The sequence below is a fragment of the Paraburkholderia sp. RL17-381-BIF-C genome (genome assembly GCF_046026435.1).
Lineage (GTDB): Bacteria > Pseudomonadota > Gammaproteobacteria > Burkholderiales > Burkholderiaceae > Paraburkholderia.
This window is the reverse complement of the sequence record NZ_JARESX010000009.1, coordinates 126,528-140,764: the sequence shown is the minus strand read 5'-3', so window position 1 is coordinate 140,764 and position 14,237 is coordinate 126,528. Positions and strand designations below refer to the sequence as shown.

Annotated in this window: 14 protein-coding genes and 2 pseudogenes; 11 read left to right on the top strand and 5 right to left on the bottom strand. The window is 53.6% G+C overall.

What is annotated here, in order from left to right; genetic code table 11:
* Nucleotides 1-520: 520 nt before the first annotated feature.
* From P0D70_RS09005 to P0D70_RS08975, 7 genes are all read left to right on the top strand, one after another.
* Entirely contained in the window at nucleotides 521-727 is a 207-nt protein-coding gene (locus P0D70_RS09005) for a hypothetical protein (RefSeq protein WP_408184168.1), read from the top strand.
* 167 nt (nucleotides 728-894) lie between these two features.
* Entirely contained in the window at nucleotides 895-1,665 is a 771-nt protein-coding gene (locus P0D70_RS09000) for an amino acid ABC transporter ATP-binding protein (protein ID WP_408184167.1), read from the top strand.
* Nucleotides 1,666-1,700: 35 nt separating this feature from the next.
* Nucleotides 1,701-2,480 carry a substrate-binding periplasmic protein gene (locus tag P0D70_RS08995; RefSeq protein WP_408184166.1) on the top strand — a complete coding sequence of 260 codons (780 nt, stop codon included), beginning with the start codon at nucleotides 1,701-1,703 and terminating at the stop codon, nucleotides 2,478-2,480.
* Nucleotides 2,481-2,504: 24 nt separating this feature from the next.
* Entirely contained in the window at nucleotides 2,505-3,188 is a 684-nt protein-coding gene (locus P0D70_RS08990; RefSeq protein WP_408184165.1) for an ABC transporter permease subunit, read from the top strand.
* 3 nt (nucleotides 3,189-3,191) lie between these two features.
* Nucleotides 3,192-3,899: an ABC transporter permease subunit gene (locus P0D70_RS08985; RefSeq protein WP_408184164.1), complete on the top strand. Its 708-nt coding sequence runs from the start codon at nucleotides 3,192-3,194 to the stop codon at nucleotides 3,897-3,899.
* Between the two features lie 205 nt (nucleotides 3,900-4,104).
* Entirely contained in the window at nucleotides 4,105-4,809 is a 705-nt protein-coding gene (locus tag P0D70_RS08980; protein ID WP_408184163.1) for a DJ-1/PfpI family protein, read from the top strand.
* A gap of 82 nt (nucleotides 4,810-4,891) precedes the next feature.
* Entirely contained in the window at nucleotides 4,892-5,305 is a 414-nt protein-coding gene (locus tag P0D70_RS08975) for a RidA family protein (protein WP_408184162.1), read from the top strand.
* Between the two features lie 499 nt (nucleotides 5,306-5,804).
* On the opposite strand, the gene P0D70_RS08970 is transcribed toward P0D70_RS08975, so the two are convergent.
* The gene (locus tag P0D70_RS08970) at nucleotides 5,805-6,134 is read right to left on the bottom strand and encodes a cytochrome c oxidase assembly protein (RefSeq protein ID WP_408184161.1); all 330 of its coding nucleotides are present in this window, start codon (nucleotides 6,132-6,134) and stop codon (nucleotides 5,805-5,807) included.
* 222 nt (nucleotides 6,135-6,356) lie between these two features.
* Nucleotides 6,357-6,590, bottom strand: coding sequence for a type 2 periplasmic-binding domain-containing protein (locus P0D70_RS08965; RefSeq protein WP_408184160.1), 234 nt, complete (start codon nucleotides 6,588-6,590; stop codon nucleotides 6,357-6,359).
* Nucleotides 6,591-6,608: 18 nt separating this feature from the next.
* Between P0D70_RS08965 and P0D70_RS08960 the strand changes: the two are divergent.
* From P0D70_RS08960 to P0D70_RS08945, 4 genes and pseudogenes are all read left to right on the top strand, one after another.
* Nucleotides 6,609-6,776: pseudogene (locus P0D70_RS08960) on the top strand (transposase); the annotation flags it as partial.
* A gap of 1,911 nt (nucleotides 6,777-8,687) precedes the next feature.
* Nucleotides 8,688-9,446: an SDR family NAD(P)-dependent oxidoreductase gene (locus P0D70_RS08955; RefSeq protein WP_408184159.1), complete on the top strand. Its 759-nt coding sequence runs from the start codon at nucleotides 8,688-8,690 to the stop codon at nucleotides 9,444-9,446.
* A 247-nt stretch (nucleotides 9,447-9,693) separates the two neighbouring features.
* A complete protein-coding gene (locus P0D70_RS08950) occupies nucleotides 9,694-10,389 on the top strand; it encodes a nitrilase-related carbon-nitrogen hydrolase (protein WP_408184158.1) in 696 nt (231 codons plus the stop codon).
* Nucleotides 10,322-10,537, top strand: coding sequence for a nitrilase-related carbon-nitrogen hydrolase (locus P0D70_RS08945; protein ID WP_408184157.1), 216 nt, complete (start codon nucleotides 10,322-10,324; stop codon nucleotides 10,535-10,537). The genes P0D70_RS08950 and P0D70_RS08945 overlap by 68 nt, the downstream gene beginning before the upstream one ends.
* Before the next feature lie 459 nt (nucleotides 10,538-10,996).
* Here P0D70_RS08945 and P0D70_RS08940 read toward each other — a convergent pair whose 3' ends face one another.
* The 3 genes and pseudogenes from P0D70_RS08940 to P0D70_RS08930 all read right to left on the bottom strand — a co-directional run bounded on the left by P0D70_RS08940 (nucleotide 10,997) and on the right by P0D70_RS08930 (nucleotide 13,985).
* Nucleotides 10,997-12,025 carry a GlxA family transcriptional regulator gene (locus P0D70_RS08940; protein WP_408184175.1) on the bottom strand — a complete coding sequence of 343 codons (1,029 nt, stop codon included), beginning with the start codon at nucleotides 12,023-12,025 and terminating at the stop codon, nucleotides 10,997-10,999.
* A 275-nt stretch (nucleotides 12,026-12,300) separates the two neighbouring features.
* Nucleotides 12,301-13,033: pseudogene (locus P0D70_RS08935) on the bottom strand (IS6 family transposase).
* Between the two features lie 103 nt (nucleotides 13,034-13,136).
* On the bottom strand, nucleotides 13,137-13,985 hold the full coding sequence (locus P0D70_RS08930) for a cytochrome c oxidase assembly protein (RefSeq protein WP_408184156.1): 849 nt from the start codon (nucleotides 13,983-13,985) through the stop codon (nucleotides 13,137-13,139).
* Nucleotides 13,986-14,237 lie beyond the last annotated feature (252 nt).

The following is a 14,237-nucleotide window of genomic DNA, read 5'->3' as shown; positions in this document are numbered from 1 at the left end:
GCTAGCGACCGAACCAGGCCTGGGCAGGTTTCGTAGACGAATAGTTTGATACTGCCCAACATTGTCAAGCTTGCCGCCCCTCGCGGCACGAATCCAGTTGTCCGCGTTTTCATCAAAATCGACTATCGGCGCGGGCCCCAGGATACACCGACGCCATTAGTCATCGGCAGTCTTCTTCTTCACGAAATCCCTTCGTGTACACAGCCTTGAGAATCGTTCCGTCAATGCCTCTATTCCTCAATTTTACGGAATGTTGGCGTCCACTTCTTTCAATTGACCTCAGTTCATTCGGTATTACGCATTAGCGACCCCCATATCCGACCGAACGCCGTCTTCAAAGGACGGACAACGCAGCGGCTTATTTGCCCGGATGTCCACGACAGCGACAGTGTGTTTGCCGAAAATACATGAAGCGGCCAAGCGTACAGTTGGATACGTGACCGAAAATCCACTTAAGAATATCGCTGTCTCAACCTCGAATGAACGAACTCCTACCGGAGAAGAGAACCGGAAGAATCCGATGATTGGTACTGACGCTGGCATGCTTGTTGCATATAAGACTGGCAGGAGCCGCATGACAAGAACAGGAGGGTTTCATGTCATCCAAGCTCAGAAAGAATCTGAAATCCGCTTTCGCAAAGCTGCGGTGAGCCTATCGCTTTTAGCCGCAGCTATTGTTTTGGCCAAGCCGAAGATGGTTTCAACATCGGATGTTTGGGCGATGTGAATGGACTGACATGATTGGTCAACGGCCCGATGCATTGGCAGCAGCCCGAATGGCCGTCCACGATCTTGGAGGAGCGGTCCTTGGGCATTGGAATCAGTCGAGATTTTCTACTAGTTAAGCGTCCAACAAGGCGCTATTTTTGATAATTTTGTGAGGAAAAGCTCTCTATGAACCAAACGAATTCCTTGCTCGAGGTACGGGGCCTGCGAAAATTCTTTGGGCCGCTGGAGGTCTTGAAAGGCGTGAGCCTGTCCGCAGAAAAGGGAGACGTGCTCACGCTCATCGGCAGTTCCGGATCAGGAAAGAGCACTCTGATCCGATGCATTAATTTTCTTGAGGAACCTACTGATGGAGAGATAGTTCTCGACGATGAGATCTTTCCAGCGCTGGGCCAGCGCAAGCGTTCTCGAAGGGAGCAACTGCAACTGGTCAGATTGAGACGAAAGGTTGGGATGGTTTTCCAATCATTCAATTTATGGCCGCATCGCACTGCTCTTGAAAATGTTATGGAAGGACCGACAGAGGTTCTTGGGATGTCGCGCAAAGACGCGGCTGAGCGAGCACGTTCGTATCTTGAGAAGGTTGGATTGGCTGATAGAAGCGGACATTATCCTGCGCAGTTGTCAGGTGGACAGCAACAGCGTGTTGCAATTGCCCGTGCGCTCGCAATGGAGCCAGAAATACTTCTGTTTGATGAGCCGACATCAGCTTTGGACCCTGAACTTGTTGGCGAGGTTCTGCGTGTCATCAAGCAACTCGCAGAGGATGGTAGAACCATGATTATCGTAACGCATGAAATGAAATTTGCTCTCGAGGTATCTACAGAAGTTTCTTACCTCCTTGGCGGCAGGGTTGAAGAGCGCGGCAGTCCGAAGGAGGTGCTAACCAATCCACAGTCGCCAACGTTGGCGTCGTTTCTAAAACGCTACAACGATTAACCAGCCAACGCTGATATTCATAGAAAGGGAACAACATGAAAATGCAGGGGAATGTGTCGAAGCTCGTCGTGACGGCGTTGATGTCATTGTCGTTAACAACTGCAGCCAGAGCGGAGGATACGATCAAGATCGGAATCGATGCCGCGTACAAGCCTTTTGCCTTTGTCGATGCGACAGGCCAACTGTCAGGTTTCGAAGTTGAACTTGCCAAGGCGGTTTGCCAAAAGATAAACGCGAGGTGCGAAATCTCCAACGTACCTTGGGATGGAATCTGGACTGCGTTGGAAGCCGGCACAATCGACATGATTGGTACAACTGTGACCGAAACCGAGCCCCGGTTGAAAAAATACGATGTCAGTTCAACCATCTATAAGGTTGGGTATGCGTTTATCGTACCAACTACAACAAATATCCCGGGTGGCCTGAACGGCCTAAAAGGTAAATCGATTGGGACGATTACTGGCACCCAGAACTTTTACCAATACATCCGGGATACGCTGGGTGCAAATACGGATATCCGCGGCTATGATAGTCCGGACGCTGCGGTCCTGGATCTTGATACCGGACGCATTGCTGCATTTCAAGGTGACAACCTTCAAATGCAAAGCGAATTCGTGAGCACCGGAAAATACAAGTACGTCGATAAGGTTAACTACGGAAGCAACGGGGTTGGACTTGGCCGGGCCTGGTTTTTCCGCAAGGGCTCACCGGAACTTACAGAAAAAATCAACAAGGGCATCGCTGCGGCGATTTCCGACGGAACGCTCGATAAACTTTCCAATAAATATTTCGGTGTGAAATTCACGTCAAAATGACATGCGCGATATTTCCGGGGTGCCATGATGCTTGATACCGTCGCTCCGTACATCGGTTTCTGGTTTCAAGGCGTTGCCCTAACTGTTATATTGTCCGTTGCTTGTTTTCCCATAAGTATCGTCATCGGACTTTTCGTTGCTTTCGCAAGCCTCTCGCCAGCGAAGGTGATGGCTCGATGTGGGACCGCCTATATGAACCTGTTCCGCGGGCTGCCGGAAATGATGGTGATATTCATCTTCTTTTACGGCTCGAACATTGCGCTTGGAAAAATTGGGAGGTTGATCGGGCAGCAAATGCCCGGTGCAAATCCTACTGTGGCAGTGCTGATAGCGTTGTCAGTACAATTTGGCGCATATGCAGCGGTCATTTTCAGAGATTGGATGTTGGTTCTTTCCAAAGGGCTCATCGAGGCTGGCTACGCGATTGGCATGTCAAGATGGCAAGTGCGTCGGAGGATCGTAGTTTCGCTTGTGATGCGGTCTGCAACCCCTGCCCTTGGAAACCTTTTCCTCGTAATGCTCAAAATTTCTGCTTTGGCGTCCTTGATCGGGGTTCAGGAGTTAAGCCGAACCACAAACATTATCTCTGGCTCAATCAGAGATCCGCTTCTCGGCTACTCTATCGCAGCCATATTGTATTTGTTCATTTCTGCGGTATCGGGCTTCGTTCAGCATCGGTTTGAAGCTCGAATTCAGCTATCGAGGTGAGCGATGATTAATCTATCTATCCTTCAAGTCAGTGCCTTCTGGGACACTGTTCTGCAAGGCTTCATCATAACCGTGGCACTCACGGTACTCAGTATGACTTTTGGAGTCATGGCCGGTACTGGCCTTGCTTGCATGCAGGCGTTTGGGAATGCGTTGCTGCGTTATGTTGCCCAATTCTATATCTTTGTATTTCGCGGAATTCCGCTGCTCGTTTTGCTTTTCCTTGTCTACTATGGCCTGCCCCGCGTTCCCTGGTTTGGTGTCGGTCCATTCTGGAACCTTATTCTTATGTCACCGTTCAGGGTGGCGGTATTTGTTCTAAGCATCAATAATGCCGCCTACCTGGGAGAAATTGTTCGTGGTGGACTGATAATGGTTCCTCAGGGCCTCGTGGAGGCAGGAAATGCCATCGGGATGACGAAAAAGCGCGTGTTTTTTCGTATTCAGGCTCCCATCGCATTCCGATCTATATTGGGAAATTTAGGCAGTGAGACGATCGCGGTGGTAAAGGCGTCTGCTGTCACGAGTGTAATCACCGTTCACGATCTTATGGGCGGTCCGACAGTGGTCGGAAAGGTCTATCTTGATCCATTTACTCCGCTCATTGTCGTCGGCGTGTTTTACGTTCTCCTTGTTCAAGGGATAGACTGGATTGTGGGGAGAACAAGGCGCACATTAACTGCTCCAGGAAGTGTTCCAAACTTGCATTGAATGGCCGTCATGCCAAAGATGACAACCTTCACTGATGAAAAATCCGGATGAGTTTAATATTGCAGCCGTGGCTTACCGGGAAAGAGTCATGTGGTCGGCGCGAACATCATGGCGCGATTTAAGGGGTCTAAGTCCTTTGTCGTGAACAATGCTCTAAGCCATAATGAGCCTGCTGAAGTATGTCAATAACCAATGAGAGATTTCGGTGACGAACGTTGATGAGCCTACGCGCATCGCAATGCTAATTTATCCGGAGTGTACCGCGCTTGATCTGGTGGCGCCGCATCAAATTCTGGCGAGTGCGCCGAATTTCGAAGTCGATCTTATAGCAAAATCGCGTGATCCAGTCGTTACGGATCGGCGGTTATCGCTGGTCCCAGACAAGTCCTTTGGCGACGCCCATGAGGCCTATGACATCATCATGGTACCAGGGGCCACGCGGCCTCATGTGGCGCTTGATGATCCCGAGACAATCGCCTTTGTAGCGAAAATCGGAGCCAACGCCAAATACGTCACCAGCGTGTGTACAGGTTCGCTAATTCTCGGCGCCGCCGGACTTTTAAATGGTTATCGGGCCACCTCGCATTGGGTTTTTAAAGACTTTCTAACATCTTTCGGAGCGATCCCGACAGAAGGACGCGTGGTCACCGACCGCAACAGGATCACTGGCGGCGGGATCACTGCCGGCCTGGATTTTGGGCTCCAGCTTGCCGCGGTGCTGCGGGGCAATGCGTTTGCCAAAATGATGGAGCTTCTGTTCGAGTACGATCCGGATCCACCATTTGGGGTGGGCTCTCCACGCAATGCAGATGTGGAAACGTTAGGGCGCGCGAACGAGCGAGCGGCGCCATATGCAACGTTAGTTAAGGACTCGGTCGAGCGGTTCCTCCGCCGATCAAAACCAAATTGAAGGCTACATCCAGCAAGCATAAAGCTGGCGGAAACCTTTTAGCATGATCGATCCGAAGTGAAATTTATAAGAGGAAGTCAAGATGCAACGATATGCGCTTGAGGTACCGCTGGGAAATGAAGTGTTTGGTGGCTATCAGCCATTTTTCGAAAAATATGGCTATTCGCCGGCTGTACGTGCCGGAGGGCTGCTTTTTATTTCTGGCCAAGTGGGCGTCAGGCCGGACAATACGGTGCCGGACTCTATAGCGGAGCAAACCGAACTTGCGCTTCAGCGAACGGAAGAGATACTCAAAATCGCCGGATTGGCTTTAGATGATCTGGTTGAAGTGGTCAGTTATCACGTCGACCTCGAGAAAAATCTTGCTGAGTTCCTGCCAGTCAAGGAGCGGTTCACCCGCCGTCCATTTCCCGCCTGGTCTATCATCGGAATCAGCGCGTTGACACGCCCGTCCCTAAAGGTGGAAATCCGGGGCGTGGCGGCGTTTCGGGAGTGAGATGGGAGTTTTCGTTGATGTTCTGTGCAGTTGATTGTATGAACGGGCAGCTGCCCGTTCCGCCATTGCCTGCTGCCTGCATCGGGGCGGTTCTCGCGGAAGTTTCTTAGCGTCACTTTTGCCTGCTTTGATGTAGTCGCGAGCGTCAAGTGTTCGCACCCTTCGCTGTCGTCGTGATCCACGGTGCAAAACAGCCTCGTGTCGGCGACCGCCAGGTAGCGTTCGTGCAGGATGCCGTGATGGACTAGGCACAGGGCTTACAGTTGACGTGCTTGACGATACCGTTTCGTGGGAAGGTGAGGTGTGCGTGCAGATGAAGGCGCCGGCGTTAAGAGCCGCGCGGCGGTGCGCTTCTTTATCGTCTACGAACTATCGTTCTCGGCGCGCGCCGAAACCATGAGCGTGTTAATGGCTATCTCGCGACCGGTACGCTCAGCCACAGCGTGGCGGAACCTTTCGCTCGACCGCATCGTAGAGTCGTACCAGGCCGGTTTGTCGCTCAAATAAGTCGGCGCGGCAACCCGCCAGCGCAACGGCAGGCCGCGCGAAGTGCGCTTCCCGGATAGGCGGCGATCAGGATCAGCGGCGCCAGATGGTGCAATATCAGATGCGGCAGCCGATGGATGAAAAACTCGTGCTCGGCGTAATAGTCGAGCTTCATGTGCAGGGCAATATAGAACGCCGCGAGGCCAATCCAGAATACAGCCTGACGTGGCAGGCTGAGATGGACACGACGGGAACCACGCGCGAACAGTATGACCGCTATGACGAAAATGGCGACAAGGCTGAACGAAGGCTCCCATGGATCGAGAAGGCTCAATAAGGACATGGAGCGGACCAGAATAAGGGGGTATCGAGCCGGCTGCCGGGATATCAGCAGATATCTTCAGCTTGTCGCTGCCCAGGCGGCACCTGGTTGCGCGCCTGCATGTTGAAAGCAGTGCGACCTGCTTAAGGTCACTGCCCTCAATGACTCGCTTCATGATTCACCTGGCCTGAACGCGTTGATTCAGTTTTAGGCGATCAATGCGTTTTCACCTAACCTCGGCCGCTATCTCGCCGGGAATCCGGGATAGTGTTCAAAAGTACGTTTGATGAGTTGGCGAAGCCAGATGTTCCCCGGTTCGTCATGAAATCGAGGATGCCAATGCTGGCGAAGCTCGAACGGTGGAAGCGGCACCGGTGGCGGAATTAGCTTGACCGTGCCAAGCTTGGCGAAGATATTCCCGAGTTCCAGCGGTACGGTCGAGATCAGTTCGGGATGTTCGTTGATCAATAGCGGCACGACCAGAACGTGAGGTACGAACGGCTCAATGCGAGCGTGAGAGCGAAGGTGGAGCATCCGTTCCGGGTGCTGAAGTGTCAGTTCGGATATCTGAAGGCACGCTATCGGGGACCGGTGAAAAACATGGCCCAGATCGAGACGCTGTTCGCGCTAACCAATCTGTGGATGGCGCGCAAGATGTTATGAAGCGCAAGGGCTGGCGAAGGTGCGCCGTAAAGGCGCAGCGCTGGCCTCCAGGAGGAGGCCAGTAGCATTCCAACGCAGTTGCAGATAACGATGTGATCTTCACTCTGAGTGCGTGCGCTAGAAATCCGAAGCAGAAACGGGTTGTTCAGACCTTCCTAAACTGTGCTGGCCTGATATCCGCTTTGCTAGACCGGCTACCTCGTCCCTTTCTTGAAACTCCTACTGCAGCGGTACGTCAGCTAGCTGCGAATTGAACGTGCGCTAGTCTAGAATCCACTCCCGCAGCAGATCCGATTTCAATTCGAGCAATCGGTTTTTCCCCAACCATCGCGGTCATACGTAGGGGAGTATTTCGCCAAACTCTGGCGACCGAAATTGCGATCGATTGCTGTGCTTATCAATGTCGGTTTTTGAGGTATTTACGTCCTTTTCGATTGCTCATTCCTTCTGCATGCTTCGTTAGCATCGGAGGAAAAACAAGTGAAACAGAATCGTCAAGACGAAACTGAGCGGAGTGAACAAGGCGTCTCTTTCCCTTGTGCATCACTTTGGCGGGTGCCCTGTGAACGAGTGCAGCATCATGTTTGCTTTGTGGTTTATCCTGGATTTCCGCTAATGGAGCTGTTCGGATTAGTGACGATTTTCCAGGAGGCGACTAGCCTATCTTCCAGCGGGGTCGATTACAGTCTGCATTTTATGTCGGATAGCGGGGGTAGTATCTCGAGTTCGTGCGGCCTTGCTATAGCCACAGAGGGCTTGAACGCAATTCATGCCGACACAGTGCTTGTCATGGTTGGCTCGCTTCGTACGGACGCGGCAATCGATCACCCAGCAATTGCTGCAATAGCCAACTGTGATGCGCTGAAGGGACGTGTGACGCGAATTGGTGGCGTGTTCACGGGAGCGTCCTGCTATAAGCCCGATAGAGTCGACGACTACGTATGGAGGTCTGCCGGCATCACAGCGGGAGTGGAAATGGCGCTGGCGATGGTTGGAGAGGACAATGGAGTGGAGCTCTCACATGCTGTCGCTCGATCGTTGACCGTCTATCGCCCCAGCTTGGGTAGACAATCATACGCACCGGTTCTATCGGACGCATGATGCGCAGCAAAGCTCATGCGAAGGTGTCGGAAAGACGCTTTGCAAGGGTCCTGCCATGGAGGCAGCGCTTCTTGGCGGAGAATACCCGGCGAGAGTGCTACATGTACGACGATCAACGGCTCAGATTAGTAGAGCCGCCGCGATTGAAGTCCTTTCCTCCGCGCAGACCTCGTCCGCGACATCGGATCGATCCTCCATTCTGATCGACACCACCAGCGAACGCAGGACCGTCTGGGTGGTGGTCGATGTATCAGCAGCGCGATGATGTATCCATGCTTTTGATCGGCATCGCGCGTTCGCCAGAAAAAACCTTTGATTACCAATCCCACGTTCACCGTCTCACTGAATAGCATGAGGTGTAGGTTCTCATTCTTCGCGCGAGTGGATTGTCGCGAGACTAGGAGAGTCCGAGGAGTGGTGTGACAACATGGCTTCGTCTTCGCACCGATCTGTCAACAGAAGGTGGCGTTGGCAAATGTGCGGTAAATGGGAACCGGGAATTGGATCTACTCAGTGAAAGTAACGAATGATTGTTAATTTTCACCTAATAGTTGAAAGTCCAGAGGAGATAGCGTCTTTTCGGACTATCCCTTTTTTCTTTTGAGTGCGATTGATCCGAGGTGGTGGGTGACCGATGTCAGAACGAATTCGATTGAAGTCGTGAAATGAGAGTGAAGCTGCTGCGCCATAAGTATATGAAAAATTGATTAGCCATGATTCATCGGAGAACGCGGGTGATGTGTGTGGAAAGCGATGGTTTTTCATCTAGGAAGCGTTATACAAAAAGGTCGGATTTTGCTAGGAGATGTCATGTCAGAAGACATTGAGTCCGGCGGTTCGCCGAAGACTTTACTGCTGACAGGCGCGAGCCGGGGGATTGGTCACGCGACGGTTCGCTTGTTCCATGAGAGCGGTTGGCGTGTTCTTACCATATCGAGGGCACCATTTACGTCGGACTGCCCGTGGCCGGCAGGACAAGAGAATCATATACAGGGTGATTTGGCGGACGCCAGTTCCTATGCGTCGCTGGCGCAGGAGATTCGTCGTCGATTGGGGGGCGCTGGTCTGTATGCGATTGTGAACAATGCGGCTGTGTCACCAAAACTCGCTGGCGGGGCCCGGATGGATATATTGCAGACTCAGTACGAAGATTGGATCTCGGTGTTCAATGTGAATTTATTTTCTGCGGCGATACTCTCGCGTCTCCTGATACCAGAGTTGAAAGCGACCAAAGGGGCTATCGTCAACGTAACTTCAATCGTAGGGTCAAGGGTTCATCCGTTTGCTGGCGCTGCCTACGCGTGCTCGAAAGCTGCGCTCGCGACTCTTACACGTGAGCAGGCTTTCGAATTTGGTAGCACCGGAATTCGAGTGAATGCTGTCGCGCCGGGCGAGATAGATACCAGTATTCTTTCACCGGGCACTGAAGAGATTGTCAAATCGGATATTCCAATGAAACGACTGGGCGATCCAGACGAGGTTGCCCGGGTTATCTTGTTTTTGTGCTCGAACGAAGCGTCTTACATCAACGGCGCAGAGATTCATGTCAACGGTGGACAACACGTCTAAAGGTCGCCGTGGCTCAGTGCTCGTGCGTCGACTGCAGCATTCGTAGCCGTTGTTCTTATATCGTTATCGAGCCATTGTTGGATACGGACGTCCAACGACTAAGGTGCATTAAGTCATGAATTGCCGGTTTTGCAGTTTTTCGTAGGGTGAGGGTGTCCGCATCCGAGCGTTCGAAGTTCCGCAGCGAAAAAGAGCAGCGCGCGTCACGAAAACGGTATTCCGAACATGATCACTGGGAGCGATAGATATGGTGTGTCCCACGTCGTACGCGGGGCCTCAAGCTGCTTATGACGTTTTATCAGGTTATCCGAAGGGGGCGTCGTTCGACTGGGTCGGCAAGCGGACTGACGCGGGTCGCGCGCATTTTCTGCACTACATGGAGGACGCGGTGATACTCGACGGCCCCGAGCTCGCGCTGCTCGCCGAGGTCGCGACGGAAACGGGAATGCAGGTGGTGATGGGTGTGATCGAGCGCTCAGGCCGCACGCTCTATTGCACGAGCGTCACGCTGGTGCCGGGCAGAGGCGTGGCGGGCCACCATCGCAAGCTGATGCCGACCGGGCAGGAGCGCACTATCTGGGGCTTCGGCGACGGCCCGACAATCGCGCCGGTCGACTCGACTCTCGGTACGTTCGGTACGGTGATTTGCTGGGAAAACTATATGCCCGCGTTGCGGCAGGCCATGTATGCGCAAGGCACGGAGATATATTGCGCGCCGACTGCGGACGATCGCGCGACTTGGGCGCCGTCGATGGTGCATATCGCGCTCGAAGGGCGCATGCACGTGTTGAGTGCGTGTCAGGCAATCCGGTTGGGCGAGTATCCATCGTTCTATCGCGAAGATTTCGAGATGGAAGCAAGCCGACGATTTCATCATGTACGGCGGCAGCATAATCGTCGATCCGCTCGGCAAGGTGCTCGCTGGTTCGGTATTCGACACTGAGACGATTCTGTACACGGAGATCGATACGAGTATCGGTCGCGCCAGCAATCTCGACTTCGATGTGGTCGGCCACTACTCGCGGCCGGATGTGTTCCAACTGTCGGTCAACATAGCGCCGATGCCGCCGGTGACCTTCGCGCCGGCGTAATCCGCGTCCGTCGTGCAACTGCGTAGGCCAGACGACAATTTGTGGACGATCTCGGGGAAAGAGGTACAACAACTGGTGTGCCTCATCCGTTACTTGGACGAGCGGTCTATTCAGCCATTCCTGCTTTGCTGGTCGATCAACTGTGAGGCGAATCGGGCGCCGACAACATATCGCTGCACCTGGATCATCACTAAAGTGAAAGAGATCAGCTGTAGTGTGGTAACAACGCAGCCGTGCCGGCGAAGATCGATTGAGTTTTGCCAGACCAGCGGATTCTTGACCTTGGCTCGTTTCCACGTACAGCAGGTAATGCAGCGATTAGCGCGGCTTCGTAGTCGACAGGACTAAGAAAGCCAATGGATGTCTGCGTGCGTCGTCGACTGTAATAGCCTCCGTGCAACATTCCTGCTGTACGCGAAATCGAGGAGGCTCGATTCCTTGCCTGCACGACAAGTTCACTTATGCCGACTCAGCACAAATTTGCCCTTCTACCCGATGAAGTACAGGCGCGTCCTGTCCGGCCATCCGGCGAATGGTCTGTGGTGGATGACCGATTACTCTGATGAAGGCACGACGCATTCGCTCGGGGTCCGAGAAACCGACGGAACTTGCGATTATTTCAATCGGCTCACCGCCGCTTTCCACGCGTTGTCTGGCGACCTCAACTCGAAGCCGCTCGACGGCTTTAGCTGGTGTTTCTCCCGTCTCAGTAAGGAAAGTGCGTCCAAACTGACGAGGACTCAGACAAGCAATGGCAGCGAGTTGCTCCGTTGACAAGGGTTCGGTTAAGTGTTCACGAATGTAGGTGAGCACGTCGCGGATTCGATCTGACGCGGGTTCCATGTCCGCCAACGCGGAGAATTGAGATTGACCGCCGGGGCGCCGATGATATACGACCAGCATTTGCGCGGTCGCATGCGACACGGAACTCCCAAGATCCTCTTCAATCATGGCAAGGGCTAGATCGATACCAGCCGTGACCCCAGCCGAGGTCCAAATCGGGCCGTCTTTTGTAAAAATGCGGTCGCCTTCGACTTTCACCTTCGGGTACTGATGGCGCAGGTGCGATGCGTGTTTCCAGTGAGTAGTTGCGCGTCTTCCATCCAGGAGCCCAGCGGAGGCAAGTATGAAGGCGCCAGTACAAACGCTGGCGATACGACGGCTGCCGTTCACACTAGCTATGGCAAGCTGATCGGCGACAGGGCCCAGCGCATCAGGGTGTGCAGACACCGCGCCTCCCACTACTATAAGCGTGTCCAAGGGTTTTCGCTGAATTTTCTGCGTGACCACGCCCAAACCAGCCGAGGAAACTACTTCTCCTCCGGTGAGTGAGACGACTGTGCAACGATAGGCGCCGTGTGCACTGACATTTCCTGCAATCTCGAATGCTGAAAGCGGGCCACTCAAATCCTGAATCTGAAAACCTGGGAAGACGACGAATGCAACGTCCCTTGTTGCCGCGATTCCGTCAGATATCTCATCAGCCATAGCGATCTTCACCCTCCAAAGACTAGTCGCTCGACGGGTTGGATAGCCAATATACCAACCGCACCATTGAATGATGTCGGATTCCGAGCATGGCGAAAAGGACGAACTTACCTCAAAAATCGTCATCGAGTTCGGCTTAAGAAATTGATCCAACCCTTTTAACTTGAGGCGAACTTGTGCGTTAGCGCGGGGCGAACCAGCGGGCGGGCACAGTCGGAGCGGCACTGTCACGTTAAATTGTTCGCGGCGCAATTGCGGAGAGGACACACGCTTTCTCAGAAAACGGACGGATCTTGGGTGGCCTCAGTGAAGCGATGCCAGGCGGCAAAGCGTGCGGCGAGATGTTTGCGATGGAGTGAGGCGCATAGCAGATGTCGCTTGAGCGCGAAGTGCTGCCGGATCGGACCGAAGCTCGACAAGAAAGCCTGCGTGTTCAATATCGCGGAAGCCACGCATGCGTCGCTCGCGTTCGCGCGTCGGCTGATGGCTGTTTTCTGCCCGGTTATTGAACCGCGCGCTGGCTTTGACGAAAACGTGCCTGACGTGAGCCAGTTCGGGAATCTCGGCTTTCGCCGCCGGATAGCTGCGCAGCTGGTCAGTCACGATCTTGCGCGGTGCCTCAGTAAACGAGGCAAGCACGCGCTTGAAAAACCGCTTCGCTGCAGCCTTGTCGCGGCGCTTCTGTAGCAAGATATCGAGTTCGGCACCGTGTTGATCGACGGCGCGCCACAACAGGTAAGGCTCTCCGCGCAACGTCACAAAGACTTCGTCAAGGTGCCACGTGGTGCCGGGCCTGCGACGCGCCGCTTTCACACGGTGTGCGAAGCCCGCACCGAACTTATCGCACCAGCGTCGGACTGTTTCGTAGCTGACGATAACCCCGCGATCGAACAGCAGTTCTTCGATATCACGCAGGCTGAGCTGAAACCTGAAATACCAGCGTACGGCGCAACTGATGACCGCCGCCGGAAAGCGATGACCGTGGTAAAGCGATTTTGCATTCTTCATCCCCCGACCTTACTCGATCATCTCTGCAACGTGACAGTGCCGCTCTTCGCACCGCGATTGCAAAGGCAGGTTGCCAGAGAAAAAGCGAATGTTAAAACAACGGCTATGAAATTATCGCAGTGTTTTGTACGCTCGTCGATCTGAGCGCTCTCGGGCGCTCGGACAGGTGCATCATGCGGCGCAAAGCCAATAATGCACCCACTGCCTCCAAAACCGCTGCAGGGATCCACATGATGAGCCCACCCAAACTCTGGTCGAGTTCTGCGCTGACGTCCGTGAACGCTCGACCGCAAATGGTGAATATTGGATACAAGTCTCGTGACGAGAACGCAATCATGGCACCAAGGAGGATTTGTGGCGTCATAGTAATGACGGGCGACATCACGCGCATACCGGGACTCAGACGGGCAGGCGGATGTTGCCGGTGATCTAGTACCATCCACCAATAAATGAGACCGGTGACTGCGACGGACCAGTTCATTGCAAAGTAGAGCCGCCAGTCGAGCATTGCGATGAATTGGACAGGCGGAATTAGCCAAAGAACTATCGAAGCTAAAAACGCGATAGTGATGATGCTTGGGCGCAGAAGCACCGATCCCAAGACACGGTAAGAGCGGTGTCGCTGGAGCCGCCTGAGCTTGATGCGAGCGTGTAAAGGTAATCCGGCGCGCATTACGCTTCCCGGATATGCAGCCATGATCAACAGCGGCGCGAGATGGTGAAGGACGAGATGTTGCAGTCGATGAATGGAAAACTGATGCTCAGCGTAGTAGTCGACTCGAGTGTGAAGAGAGACGTAGAAAAGAATCATTCCAATCCAAAACGCGACTCGTCGTCCAATCGACGGCTGAAGCCGCCGAGTGCCTCGAACAAATAACGCTGCAGTCAGCAGAAAGACTGTAACGAAAACAAACGAGGGCTCCCAAGGCCTCAATAACTTCAGCAGTGTCATCACTCGGCTCAATCAGTAAGAGGTCGGCGGTGTATGGTGAGCGATAAACTTGGCTCACACGTTCCGACGTGTCCGATAAGATCGCATATAGTTGACCGGGAGCACAACTGCTTGTCCGCTATCGAGGGATATATGTCCTGATCTGCTCTGCATCGGCGATGAGATGTTCAAGAAAACGCATTTCGTTGCCAGCGTGTAGAGCCGTGCCACGTCGATGAACTGCATTCCCTCGTGGTCTGCACGCCGAGTGCC